Origin of the sequence: Pleomorphomonas oryzae DSM 16300 (assembly GCF_000422965.1) — a bacterium.
Lineage (GTDB): Bacteria > Pseudomonadota > Alphaproteobacteria > Rhizobiales > Pleomorphomonadaceae > Pleomorphomonas > Pleomorphomonas oryzae.
Genome location: NZ_AUHB01000020.1, coordinates 16,069 through 28,867 on the forward strand (window position 1 = coordinate 16,069; position 12,799 = coordinate 28,867).

The 12,799-nt window shown below is 64.2% G+C and carries 13 protein-coding genes; 10 read left to right on the forward strand and 3 right to left on the reverse strand.

All coding sequences use genetic code 11. From position 1 onward, the window contains the following. The first annotated feature begins 12 nt into the window (after positions 1–12). The 5 genes from G522_RS0122625 (at position 13) to G522_RS28315 (ending at position 4,895) form a co-directional block, all read left to right on the forward strand. Complete coding sequence (locus G522_RS0122625; RefSeq protein WP_156887022.1) at positions 13–705, forward strand: hypothetical protein; 693 nt, start codon at positions 13–15, stop codon at positions 703–705. Positions 706–1,249: 544 nt separating this feature from the next. Further along, positions 1,250–2,155 carry a hypothetical protein gene (locus G522_RS0122630; RefSeq protein WP_156887023.1) on the forward strand — a complete coding sequence of 302 codons (906 nt, stop codon included), beginning with the start codon at positions 1,250–1,252 and terminating at the stop codon, positions 2,153–2,155. A 14-nt stretch (positions 2,156–2,169) separates the two neighbouring features. Beyond that, positions 2,170–4,032 (forward strand): hypothetical protein, encoded by a 1,863-nt coding sequence (locus tag G522_RS0122640; RefSeq protein WP_051229122.1) that lies wholly within the window; start codon positions 2,170–2,172, stop codon positions 4,030–4,032. Positions 4,033–4,140: 108 nt separating this feature from the next. Next, entirely contained in the window at positions 4,141–4,512 is a 372-nt protein-coding gene (locus G522_RS28310; protein WP_084633357.1) for a DUF134 domain-containing protein, read from the forward strand. After that, positions 4,509–4,895, forward strand: a complete 387-nt coding sequence (locus G522_RS28315; RefSeq protein WP_051229124.1) for a NifB/NifX family molybdenum-iron cluster-binding protein — start codon at positions 4,509–4,511, stop codon at positions 4,893–4,895. The genes G522_RS28310 and G522_RS28315 overlap by 4 nt, the downstream gene beginning before the upstream one ends. A 355-nt stretch (positions 4,896–5,250) precedes the next feature. Here G522_RS28315 and G522_RS0122655 read toward each other — a convergent pair whose 3' ends face one another. From G522_RS0122655 to G522_RS0122665, 3 genes are all read right to left on the reverse strand, one after another. Then, positions 5,251–7,218, reverse strand: a complete 1,968-nt coding sequence (locus G522_RS0122655) for an acyltransferase family protein (RefSeq protein ID WP_156887024.1) — start codon at positions 7,216–7,218, stop codon at positions 5,251–5,253. A 145-nt stretch (positions 7,219–7,363) separates the two neighbouring features. Then, positions 7,364–8,086: a type 1 glutamine amidotransferase gene (locus G522_RS0122660; RefSeq protein WP_026792982.1), complete on the reverse strand. Its 723-nt coding sequence runs from the start codon at positions 8,084–8,086 to the stop codon at positions 7,364–7,366. Between the two features lie 281 nt (positions 8,087–8,367). After that, positions 8,368–8,718: a VOC family protein gene (locus tag G522_RS0122665; RefSeq protein WP_026792983.1), complete on the reverse strand. Its 351-nt coding sequence runs from the start codon at positions 8,716–8,718 to the stop codon at positions 8,368–8,370. Positions 8,719–8,926: 208 nt separating this feature from the next. On the opposite strand from G522_RS0122665, the gene G522_RS30160 reads away from it, so the two are divergent. The 5 genes from G522_RS30160 (at position 8,927) to G522_RS0122690 (ending at position 12,798) form a co-directional block, all read left to right on the forward strand. Further along, positions 8,927–9,073 carry a hypothetical protein gene (locus G522_RS30160; protein WP_156887025.1) on the forward strand — a complete coding sequence of 49 codons (147 nt, stop codon included), beginning with the start codon at positions 8,927–8,929 and terminating at the stop codon, positions 9,071–9,073. A 256-nt stretch (positions 9,074–9,329) separates the two neighbouring features. After that, entirely contained in the window at positions 9,330–9,488 is a 159-nt protein-coding gene (locus tag G522_RS29745; RefSeq protein ID WP_036840611.1) for a DUF3309 family protein, read from the forward strand. A gap of 142 nt (positions 9,489–9,630) precedes the next feature. Continuing rightward, on the forward strand, positions 9,631–10,260 hold the full coding sequence (locus G522_RS28325; protein WP_036840614.1) for a phage connector family protein: 630 nt from the start codon (positions 9,631–9,633) through the stop codon (positions 10,258–10,260). Beyond that, positions 10,257–12,353, forward strand: coding sequence for a phage nozzle protein (locus tag G522_RS0122685; protein ID WP_026792984.1), 2,097 nt, complete (start codon positions 10,257–10,259; stop codon positions 12,351–12,353). Before G522_RS28325 ends, G522_RS0122685 begins: the two co-directional genes overlap by 4 nt. Next, a complete protein-coding gene (locus tag G522_RS0122690) occupies positions 12,343–12,798 on the forward strand; it encodes a hypothetical protein (protein ID WP_026792985.1) in 456 nt (151 codons plus the stop codon). Before G522_RS0122685 ends, G522_RS0122690 begins: the two co-directional genes overlap by 11 nt. Position 12,799: the final 1 nt, after the last annotated feature.

Sequence of the window (12,799 nt, forward strand, 5' to 3'; positions counted from 1 at the left end):
TATGACTATGGCATGTCGAGGCTGCTCGTTTCCGCCGTCTTCGTGGCGATCGTCGGCGCCTATATCGCCAATCAGAACAATCGAAACCCGTGGCTGTGGGGCGCCGTCTGCTTCGTACTTCCCGGCGTCGGCATCATTATCCTGATGGTCATCGGCAAGGCACCGGAGCCGGCGCCGTTACCCCGGAAAGCCTGGGAAATCGACCTCAACACGACGCCGGCGCCGGTCACCGTACGCCCCGAACGGGCGTGGTGGGACCATCTCAAGGCCACCGATGCCGATGTGAAGGCGGCGGCCGATGAGGTCTCCCAACTGTCGGCGGACTATGAGGACGTGCTTGCCGACCAGTTCGTCGCCCCGGGCGACAAGAAGGATTATCTCCGGTCGCTGGTCGAGGCGCTCAAGGCGCAGCACGCCGCCCTCGTCGAGCAACAGGCTGCCGAGGATGACGCAGCCATGCCGTCGCTGCAGGCCAAGCGAAAGCTGGCGCTGGAGAAGCGCGTGGACAGGTCCAGGGCGATGATGGAGGAGATCGCCGCCAACGGCATGATCTGCAGGCAGACCGGCAAGAAGGTGGCGTCGATGCAGCTCTATGCCGGCCGGCAGATCGACGACCACGGTTATGCCTATCTCCGCTATGAGGACGGCACGAGCGAGCTGAGGTCCGGCGACTATTTCACGCTGGCACCGAGCGATGGGCCGTAGGGCGGGGAATCCTGGGCACATCCGAGACGCCGACTTGGCGGCCACCGGCGAAGCGGTACCGATATCTCCCGGTTGCTCTCTTCGCTCCAGCCCGACTTTCGGTGGGTCCGGAGGATTGCGATTGTCCGCGATATTCCGCCCGCATAGATTGCTGCCGGGTGGCTGCTGTCGCGTTTTGGTTCCTCCGAGTCTTATCGAGGCCATGGGCGAATCCGCGGTGCAGTTTTGACGGATGGGCCGATGGATCGGGCCGATCCGGTGCGCCTGACGTTCGGGTGGGGGATCAAGTGCTGGAAGAGTTTGCGACAAGCGCGGCAATCCGATCCTCGACGATTTCTTCCCGAAGATGGCCCGTCATGAGATCTGCGAGGGCAGGACCTTCATCCCGCTTTTGAAAGCCGGCGCCACCATCGTCAACAGCTATGGCGACGGGGCGCGAACTCGTCGGCATAACGCTGACGGCGAGGGATTGCGGGCTTTAGGAAACATCGGGTGGTGCTGGATCAAGCGCCGCCGCAGGTGACGATTTGATGGGGAGCGGAGCGTGACGGAAGAGTTGGCGATCAGTTTCATCCTGCGTAGCGAGTGGCAGATCTGGGCCACCGCGTTTCTGCTGGCCGCGCTCGGCGGCGCGATTTCGGCGCTGTTGTTCATCTCGAACGCGCGCATGACGAGAGCGGCGTATTTCCTCGGCAATTGCGTCATCCTTCTGGTGGCAGCGCTGTCCAAGGCGCTGTTGGTGCCGACGCATGGCGCGTTTGAAAAGGGCCATCTCGGCGCGTGGCTCGTGCTGTGGGGGCTGGTGCAGGTCGGCTGCGGCTTCGCGCTGTGGCGTCTGGCGCTGGCGCGGTCGCGCCATGTCCTAGGTCATTGTGGCTTGGCGGTGCTGGCTTTCATCCCGCTGGCCAATCTCTGGCTGTTCTTTGTTCCTGGGCAAGAGGAGCCCGGTCTGGTCCGGCGCGAGCGAGCGTTTGGCCTTGCCGCCATCCGCGTTGTCGTCGGGGGTATTGTGATCGGTGCGACCCTGGGGGCAACAATGGCGATCGATGTATGGAAGAGATCGGCGCTGGCAACGCCGGGGGTGTTTCCGTTCGGCATGCTGGTGCAATTCGTGCTGAACAGGGATGGCCTTGAAAGCACCATCAAGCTGATTACCAGCGGGCCGGTGAACCCAGAGGATAGCGGCAGTATCCGAAGGCTGAGCCACGCTGCGAACGGGACGGAGCTTCAGAGGGTCAACCTCATCAACTCCGACGATCCCCGGCTCATCGATCCCGCCGACCCCGAGCTGGTCAAGGCGATCAGCGGCGCGGTGCAGACGCGCGTCTGCGAGGAAGAGGACCTGATCCCGCTTCTCAAGGCCGGCGCGACCGTCAAGGAAACCTATCAGGACAGGGCTGGCCGCAGCGTGGCGGTGGTGGCGGTGAAGGCCGGGGATTGCGGGCTGTAGCGCAGGGGGCGGCATTGGAAGAGTTCGCATCAGCCTTTGTCATTCAGTATCTGCTCCCCTACTGGTCGAGCGTCTACGGTCTGGCCGCGGCCGGCGGGCTGGTCGGCTGGCTGTCCTTGTGGCCGTGGTTGCAACTCCCTGGGCGGACGACGACGCTGGGACGGGTGCCGTATTTCGTCCGGCTGTGCCTCGTCACCTTGTTCGTCTGCGTGGTGGAGATCGCGACCGTCAAGGGAGGGGACGCGAGCGTTTGGGGCGTTGCCACAAGGCTGGCGGTTCTCCTGATGGCGGCGCCGCTGATCGGCGGCTTCTATGTCGGGCGCATCGCGGCGGCGCGGTCGCGGGATGCCTTCGGCCATCCGAACGGGGCAATGCTTGCCTTCATTCCGCTCGCCAACCTCTGGCTTCTGTTCAAGTCATCGCGGATAAGGGCCGCCGAGCCGTTCGGGCTGACGCACGGCGAGGAAGGCGCGATCTTCGGATTGATTCTGCTGGTGTTGGCGGGCGGCGCGGTCTCACTGGAGGTCGTTGAAAGAACTGATATGCCCGATATCGATAACATGATGCAGATGATCGAAGTCGTCGGGACCAAGCAGCAAATCCGCGATGACGGTTTGCAAAAGGCGCTCGAAGGCAAAGCCAAGGTCATGAAGATGCCGTCGGAGTATAACGGCGATTATGATTATGATGCCGTCAAGGTCGAGCAGGAGGTCATCACCTTTACTTTGAAGGCACGTTGGCCGGGGCGAGTTGCCGACCTGCGCGTTCAGCGCAAAAGGCGATCGGACGTGTGCGGGGATCTCGGCAATGCCGAGTATCTCAAGGCGGGCGCGATCTTCCGGACGGTTTTCCTCAACAGCGACGGTCTGGAAGAAGCGGCGATGACGACCTCGGCTAGGGATTGCGGGTCTCTGCCGTCCATTGTGCCGTGGTGGGCCCGGTCGTTGTCGGACCTGAGCTGGCCAACCGCGCTGACGCTGGAGGGCAAGACGGCGAACGAGCGGGCTCTGCACTTCCTCATTCTGCCCGACAGCCGGATTTGGAGTGTCAGCCTGGGGTTGATGATGCTCGGCGGTCTGGGGGCGGCAGCCTTCCGATCGAAGGGAACACTGGGCCGCGCGCCGTATTTCCTCGGCAACTGCGTTCTTGTGCTGGTTGCGACGGTGTCGTGGGCGCTGTTGATCCCCACGACGGTGCTGGTGACCAACGGCCACATGGGCTTCATGGCGACGCTGTGGGCGTTGGTGCAAGTGGCCTGCGGTGCCGTGCTGTGGCGCCTTGCCGCGCGGCGGTCGCGCGAGGTGCATGGCCATGCCAAGGCGGCAGCGCTGGCCTTCGTTCCGGTGGCCAATCTCTGGCTGCTGGTCGCGCCGCCCTTGGGCGGGAAAGAGTCGGGCGCCGGTGTTCTCCGTCTTGTCTTTTCGGCGGGACAGATCGTCAGCGTTCTAGCCGGTCTGGCGCTGCTTGGCGGGGCTTACTGGGCGGAGGATGAGATCGAGCAGGGGATCAGTCACGGTCTGCTGCAAGACCGCGTGCCCGCCGATCTCTGGATCCGCTTCGCCATCAACAAGGATGGCATCGAGAAGGTTCTCAAGGGCGTGGCCGGTGCCGGAAGTCCGGCGCCCCGGCCGGACGAGCCGTTCACCCAGTCCGACATGCGGGCGGTTGGGCTGACTCTTTACGAGACATGGATCTCCAATCAGTACAGCAGCCGTTTCTCCCAAAAGCAGATGGTCCAGCTCACGGATTATCATTGCTCGGTGGTCGATGATGTTACGCTCATGAAGGCCGGCGCCACCCTGCAACATGTCTATGTGGCCCGAAGCGGTCGCAAACTCGGCACGATCAAGGTGTCGAAAGAGGTTTGCGGCCTCTGAGGCAGCCGGCTTTCCCGCGACATATATTGTGGGTATACGTGCATAACCGACTGTCGCGTCGAGGATCGGTGGCGCATGTTATGGGTGTATTCCCAAAACGGAGACCGGATGGCGAGACCGCAGAAGCCCCGCACCGTCAGTGATGGACTGCCCGCGAGCTACTTCAAGCCGCAGGGCATCCCTCTGGTTTCGCTCAGCGAGATCGTGCTGACGCTCGATGGACACGAGGCCTTGCGCCTCGTCGATGTCGAGGGGCTGGACCAGCAGGAAGCGGCCCGGCGAATGAACGTATCGCGGTCGACGCTGTCGCGCATCCTCGGCGAGGCGCGGCGGACGACGGCCACCGCCATCACGGCCGGGCTGGCGCTCCGCATCGAGGGCGGCAGCGTGACGCGGCCCAAGGATGGCGGCTGCGGTCATCGCCCCAAGGACACCGTGGATCTCGGGATGTCAGACTTGAAAGACGAAGACCGATCATGACCCTGCTTGCCGTTCCCTCCGATGCCCCCGGCGGCTTCGATGCCGAAATATCCGGACACTTCGGCCATTGCGACGCCTTCTCGCTGTTTCGCATCGAGGGCGGCCATGTGGTGCAATCAGCTATTCTGCCGGCTGTGCCGCACGACAATTGCCTGGCGCCGGTGCGCCAATTGGCCGAGCACGGCGTGACGGCCATCATCGCCTATGGCATGGGCGCCCGGCCATTGTCCGGTTTCCTCGCCTCGGGCATTCAGCCCTTCCATGCCGGCGATCACCGCAAGGTGGGCGATGTGGTGGAGGCCTTCCTCGGCAAGGCGCTCACGGCCTTTTCGGCCGACCACACCTGCGCGCATCATGCCGAGGGCGAGGACTGCCACCACTGAAGGCTTGCTCGAAAATTCTACTGGGGTGGGCATCCCCAGCATCCGCTTTGTCCGAAAAGTCTGCAACTTTTCGGGCAGATACCTTGGCATAGAATGCTGCGCTTCCGGTGCTCACGAGCTGTTTCTCAGACGCAACTCCGGACACAAAACCGGTTCCCACTTTTGCTGGAGTTGCTCGAAGTTCGCTCCGCTCCGGTTCTCGCGCTCGTCGCCATCTGCCTAGCCACCAGCGAATTTTGAGGCAGGCTCTACGGAGCTAGCTGGACAGAGAAACCTATACGGGCGGCTTGCTTCGTTCTGCCCGAGGTCCCAGCCGTCGCTGGGATGGCAGATTGATGGGTTCCGGCCCCCGTCGTCAGCGGCTGGATGGGGGGCTGCTGGCGAGGCCGGCTGGCCGCCCGGCCACCTCGGCGAAATAGGGCCGGAACAGCGAGGCGTAGAGTTGTGCGCCGGTGTGCGACAGGTGGTTGGTGTCGTAATAGAGCGGCATGTTGCCGGCCATGCTGGTGCAGGTATCGTTCGGGCACAGCACCGTTGCCGGATCGGTTATCCTGAGGTTCGGGTGGTTGAGCTGCTCGGTCTCCAGCAGCCCTTGGACGGACGCTTGGCGCCGGCGGTATTCGGCGAGGGGCATGGTGGGAACGGGCGGAGCATCGAGGCCGATTCTTTCGCGGAACCAGGCGCGACCGGCGAACTCGGCGATGTTCACGCCATAGGTTGGAACGGACGGCGCCGTTACCACCGTGCTCGCCGCATAGAATGACAAGCTCTTGTCGAACGTGTCGTACATCGAGCTATACCGTGTGGGAAACTCCGGGTCGGCGGGGTTGTCGGCGAGGTAATCCGGCCACCGGGTGATCGCGATGATCAGGGCGGGATGGTATTTCCCAAAGCTCTGCATGGCGAGCTCGTGCTCGGCGATGCATTGGGTGGTTTCACCGGTGACCGGATCTGCGAACAGCCTGCAGCCGTTCTGGCCGAAGAACAGGCCGCGCAGGCCGTATTGCGCCGCGACCTCGCCGATTTCGGCCGCCGTCGCTTCGGAATGCGAGTCGCCGATAATGAAGAACGATACGCCTTGGGCTTCTTGTGATCCGACCGGGCAGGTGTAGGGCACCTTCGTGTGACTGAGGCACTGCCGGAAGATGAGCCGGGAGCCGTTCTTCGTGGTCAGGTAGATGTCCGAGATTTCCTTTGGCAACCGGTGGGGAAAGCCCTTGGCCGTGTAAATCGAGATGCCCATGCCGACCAGCAGCAGGACGCAGGTGGTGAGCGCGGCGAACAGCGCGCGGCGGCTCGACAGGAATTGGCGGCGGCGGATCGGCATTTCCCAAAGGTGGTAGCCGACGAAAGACAGGACGAGCGACAGGCCGACGACGAGGACGCGGGTCGTTGGGTCCTGGGGCGGCAGGCCGACGCTCGCCGCGATCACGATCAGCGGCCAGTGCCAGAGGTAAAGCGCGTAGGAAAGGCGGCCGACCGAGGCGAATGGCGCCAAAGCCATCAGCCGATTGACCGGTCCACCGTTGGCGACGACGAGCGCGGCGGCGCCGAGCACCGGGGGCAGCGCCAAGTAACCGGGGAAACTCGCGGACTCGTTCAGAAACAAAGAGGCCCAGACGACGCCAGCCAGACCGGCGACGCCGAGGACTGCACGCCCTGTCGAACGCAGGCGATCCTGAAGCGGCAGGATGGCGATCAGGCCGCCGATGCCGAGCTCCCAGAAGCGGGTCGGCAGTAGGAAGTAGGACGGCGCCCAGTTGGCGATGCCGCCGGCGATGCTGAGGGCAAGCGACAGGACGACCGTGCCGGCGATCAGCCAGGATGGCCGGTAGCCGCGCCGAGCGGCCAGCATCAACAGCCAGGGAAAGACCAGATAGAACTGCTCCTCGACGCCGAGCGACCAGGTATGCAATAGCGGTTTGTTGATGCTGCCCGGGTCGAAGTAGCCGCCGCCACCCATGAAGACGAAATTGGACGCCGACAGCGCCGCCCAGACCAGGGTTCGGCCAAAGGTCTGGTAGGTCTGCATGATCAGGCTCAGCCAGCCGAGGACGACCGTGGCGGCGAGGACGATGACGAGGTTGGGGTAGATGCGGCGGAAGCGGCGCTCGTAGAAATCGATCAGGCTGAAGGAGCCGGCGTCGATACGACGGGTGATCAATGAGGTGATTAGGAAGCCGGAAATGACGAAGAACACGTCGACGCCGACAAAGCCACCGGGCAACCAGCCGACATCGAGATGAAAGAGAATGACAATGGCGACGGCCAGCGCCCGCAACCCATCGATATCGGCGCGGTATCCCACTCCGGTTTCTGACACAACAGCCCCCACGCTGCCCGCCGCGTTCGCGCATGGCGGGCAGATCCAACCCCAGCGCGCGCGTTATAGGGGTGTGCCGCGCGGATTGGAATATACATCCGCTTGTTTCCAAGAAACAAAATCAAGGGGTGGCGCCGACGATCTGTCAGGCCCGCGCCTCATACTCCGCCACAAGCTTGTCCAGAAACACGAACAGCTTTTCGTTCATCTCGGTGTAGTCGTTGCGGCGGAGGGCGTCCGGCTGCTGGACGAAGCGGTAGGCGGTGAGGGTGGGGAACTCGGCTTCCGAGGCGGCGATCAGGAGCTCGACCACTTCGGGCGTGAGTTCCATGTGGCACTGAAAGCCGTAAGCGAGCTTGCCGTATTCGATGATCTGGCGCGGGCAGCCGGCGCTTGTCGCGATCACCACGGCGTCCGGCGTCAGGCCGGGCATGTCGGAATGCCAATGGCCGACCTCAAGCGTCGGGCCGAAAGGAGCGAACTTGTCGTTGGCAAGGCCGGCGGCCGTCAGCATGATCGGGAACTTGCCGATCTCCTTCTCCGGGCTGTGCTCGCACGGCGCACCGAGCGCCTCGCCCATCAGCTGCGAGCCGAGGCAGACGCCGACAACCGCTTTCCCGGCGGCGACCGCCCGAGCGATCAGCGCCTGCTCGGTCTTCGAGTCGAAGTGCGGGCATTCCGCGAGCGTGGTGGCGGGCGACTGCGGACCGCCCATGACGACCAGCATGTCCAGACCGTCGAGCGAGACGGGCAGCAGCTCGTCCAGGTAGACACGCGAATAGCCCACCGTATGGCCCCGGCTCGCCGCCCAGGTCTCATAGGCGCCGGGGGCTTCGAAGGATTCGTGGACGACGAAGTGAAGGTGCATGGTGGGTCCCTCTGAGGCGGCCTCGATATGAAAAAGCCCCGCGGACGGCTGTCGGCGAGGCCTCGGCGGGTGGGGTTCGCGGGTTTATCGGACCGCTTGGCCGGTCACCGCAAAAGCCTCAGCGCGTACGTCAGCCGGCGTCTGCGGGCCTTGGTGGTGCGAGGGGCGGGGCTGCGATCATTTGGTCATTGATATTCTTGGATTCCAAGGCGCCGTCAAGGGCGCTCCGGCTTTCCGAAAGAGAAACGGCGGCGCTGTCCGATCATCGGATTTTCCGGTTTTCAGAGATGGGCGAGGATGTTGACGAGGCGGCCCAGGGGATCGCGCACGAAGAAGCGGCGCACGCCCCAGGGCTCGGTGACCGGTCCGTATTCTGGCGTGTGGCCGGCCTGAAGGATCCGCAGGTGCGCCTCTTCCAGGTCGTCTACTTCGATGGAGAGATCGGGCACCGGCGTGCCCGAGCCGCCCTCGGCGGCAAAGCTGATCTGGGGCGTCGCCTCACCCGAACCGACCATGGTGATGATCCAGCCGTGGTCCATGGCGAGCGTCATGCCGAGCACGTCGCCATAGAAGGCCTTGGCGATGTCCATCCGATCGGTGGCGATGTTGGCGACGACACGTTTGACGATCATGGTAGGCTCCCTCCAGAGAATTGGGCGGAGGATAGCAGATTGGCGTGTCGCTGGGAGCGTTCTGTCGGTTTCGACCTCTCTCGAAGGCGATGAGGTTGCGTGGATCATGTCAATTGGCGCCGACCGCCTGGAACAAGAGAGGGCGGCCAACGATTGTTCTTGGGAAACGCCGGGGCTGATGCCAAGGCGGCATGGACGGAGACTCGCGATGCTCGACCTATTTCTGCAAATGTTTCTGATCGCCCGCTCCCGTCGTGACGGGCGCCGCAGCTTGAAATGGGCGCTGGTCTGGACGGCGGTGGCGATCCTCGCCGGCCCGGCCATCGGCAAGATCATCGAGGAGCAGGGGAAGTAGGCGCGATTTGCGCTGCGCACTGCTCCGCCGCGACGATTGAACGCGTCCTCGCATCTTCGATGGGTAAACGGAGAGCGCCATTTGCCGCTCGCTCCGTTCCGTTCGGCGCAAATCTTCCAGCGAGGCGCCAAGCCAAAAGGCTCGTTGCAGTCGGCTTGATGGAACCGTTAGGCGGCCTCGCGAATTTGCTTAGTGTCGTAGGTATTTATCGGGCTGAGATTTGTTGTCCTCGCCGCCCCTTTTTAGGAGACCGCCCATGACACTCGGAACCATCCTGGTGATCGTCCTCATCCTGATCCTCCTCGGCGCTTTGCCGACATGGCCATATAGCTCGCGTTGGGGCTATGGCCCGTCCGGCGGCCTGGGTCTGATCCTGTTGATCATCGTCATTCTGATGTTGATGGGACGAATCTAGCGAAGCTCCGGTGCCTTGCTAGGGCGCCAATGAGTTTACACACCGCCGCGACGGACCCCCGCCGCGGCGGTTTACCATTGAAGCGCCGTCACCGCGTAAACCACCGCCTGCCTAGAGTGCGGCACGGTTTTCGGGGTGGCTCATGGCATCAACTGTTTCAATCTGCAATCTGGCCCTTGGCCACCTCGGCGCCGACAAGATCGACGCACTCAGCGAGGCGAGTACCGAGGCGCGCGCCTGCAATCGCTTTTACGAGCAGACGCTCGATGCGCTGCTCGCCGCCGGGCCGCCCTGGCGGTTTGCGCGGGCGGCCACGGTACTGGCCGAGATCTCCGGCAATGCGACGGTGAACGCCACGCTGGGGCGCTGGGCGCATGCCTACGCGCTGCCTGTCGATCTCATCCGCATCCGCGAGGTGCGGCCGTCCGACGATGTGACCTCCGGCGCTGTACTGCCCGGCGATCTCCAAGACGACGATGGCGGCTCGCCTTATGAGCTCACCGGCGACCGGCTCTACTGCAACCTGTCGCCGGCCGTTCTCCACTATATCCGCCGGGTCGACGACCCCAGCAAGTTTCCGCCGCTGTTCGTCGAGGCGCTGTCCTGGCACCTCGCCGCGCGCCTTGCCATGCCGCTGACGCGCGACCCCAACCAGCGGCAGGCGGCCTTCCAGATGGCGTTGCAGACGCAGGCGGCGGCTGGCGCCGCCGAGGCCAATGACGAGCGGACCGACAGCCGCATCACCAGCGATTACGAGAGGATCCGGCAGTGACGCTTCGCGCCTATCAGCCGGCCTTTGCCGGCGGCGAACTCTCCCCGGCGCTGTGGGCGCGGGTGGATACCAAGAACTATGCTCTCGGCCTCAAGACGGCGCTGAACCTCACCATCCAGGCGCATGGCGGGGCGACCAACCGCGCCGGCCTGGAGTTCGTCGGCGAGGTGAAGGCGAGCGCCAACCACACGCGGCTGATCCCCTTCCAGTTCAACGAGAGCCAGGCCTATGTGATCGAGTTCGGCCAAGGCTCGCTGCGCTTCTGGCGCAATGGCGGGCTGATCCTGGCCTCGGGCGGCGGCGTTTACGAGGTGGCCACGCCCTATTCCTCCGCCGATCTCAGCGAGCTGGTGTTCGCCCAGGAAGCGGACGTGATGTATCTCGTCCACCCCAAGTATCCGGTGAAGAAGCTTTCCCGCTTTGCCGACAACAACTGGACGCTGACCGAGCCGAGTTTCACGCCGGCCATGCCGGCACCCACCGGCGTGACGGCGTTGGTGCAGGCCGGCACCTCTGGCAAGACCGGCTATATCGCCCACACCTATCGCTACAAGGTGGCGGCCGTCAGCGCAGCGACCGGCGAGGAAAGCCTGCCCTCGCTGGAGGCCTCCTGCGTCAACGATCTCTCGATCGACGGCGGCATCAACCGCGTGGCCTGGCCGGCGGTGACCGGCGCCTCCAAATACGTGGTCTATAAATTCTCCAACGGCTCGTTCGGCTATATCGGCTCCACCACCGAGCTGTTGCTTGATGATGAGAACATCACCGCCGACACGGCCGACGGGCCGCAGATCGGCCGCAACCCGTTCTCCGGCCCCGGCAACTACCCGCGCGCCGTCACCTTCATCCAGCAGCGGCTGGCGCTCGCCTCCACCGACAACGAGCCGCAGGCGGTCTATCTCAGCCAGACCGCCAACTACGAGAATTTCGGCTACGCCTCGCCGGCCAAGGATAGCGACGCCATCACCTTCCGCATGCGGGCGCGGCAGGTGAACATCGTCCGTTCGATGCTGGCGGCCCGCTATGGCCTGTTGTTGATGACCTCGTCGGCCGAATGGGTGGTGACGGGCGGGCAGACGTCGGACGCCATCACGCCCAGCGCCATCGTCATCGCCAACCAGGGCTATCGCGGCGCGGCTTCGGTGCAGCCGATCAACGTTGGTGAGACGGTGCTGTTCGCCCAGCGCTCGGGCGGGGTGATCCGCGATTTCTCCTATAGCTATGGCGACGACGCCTGGGTGGGCAAGGATCTCACCATCATGAGCCGCCACCTGTTCGAGAACCGGACGATCAAGTCCTGGGCCTACGCGCAGGCGCCGAGCTCGATCGTCTGGGTAGTGCTCGACGACGGCTCGCTGGTGTCGCTCACCTATATGAAGGAGCATGAAGTCTGGGCCTGGACGCGCCATGAGAGCGGTGCCGGCGCCTTCTTCGAGGATGTGACCTGCATCGCCGAAAAGGGCGAGGACGTGCCCTATTTCGTGGTGCGGCGCACCATCAACGGTGAGACCAAGCGCTATATCGAGCGGCTGCACACGCGCGCCTTCGACCATGTGGAAGATGCCTTCTTCGTCGACTGCGGCCTCACCTATACCGGCGCGCTGGTGAGCCATCTTTCCGGGCTGTCGCATCTCGAGGGCTGTGAACTGGTGGCGCTCTGCGACGGCAACGTGGTGCGCGGCCTGACGGTGCAGGGCGGGGCGGTGACGCTGCCGATGGCTGCGGCCAAGATCCACATCGGCCTGCCCTATGCGGCCGTGCTGCAGACGCTGGATCTCGATCTCGGCTCCGTGGCCGAGCTCGGCACGGTGCAGGGGCGCTTCAAGTCGATCTCCAAGGTGGTGCTCCGGGTGGAGAAGACGCGCGGCATCTTCATCGGCCCGCGCGACGAGGGGCGCGACAGCGACAAGATCGTCGAGTTCAAGCAGCGCTCCACCGAGGCGTGGAACGAGGCGATCGGCCTTTACACCGGCGACATCGACATGACACCGGCGCCCGACTGGAACCGGGCCGGCGGTATGTTCATCAAGCAGTTCGACCCGCTGCCGATGTCGATCCTGGCCATCATGCCGGAGGTGACGCTTGGCCGTTGATATTGAAATTGTGCCGGCGTGCGCCGCTCACTGCCAGTCGATCGGCGAGCGCCTGCGGCTCAGCGACGAGGTAGAGGTGTGGCGGGCCGGACGGGTGGGGCCGGTGGAGGCGCTACGCCGGTCGATGTCCCAGTCGACCGCCTTCACCGTGCTGATCGATGGCCAGCCGGAGATCATGTACGGCGTCGGCGATCTCGATGTGCTGGCCGGTATCGGCGGCGTGTGGCTGCTCGGGACCGACGCCATCGCCCGCAACTGGCGCTGGTTCCTGAGGGCGACGGCCGAGGGGCTGCCCAGCCTGTTCACGCGCCATACGGTGCTGCGCAATGCGGTGGACCGGGACAACTTTCCCTCGCTGCGCTGGCTGAAATGGCTGGGTGCCACGTTCCTGACGGAGGTCGATGTCCACGGCTACCCCTTCATTGTCTTCGAACTGAGGAAATGAC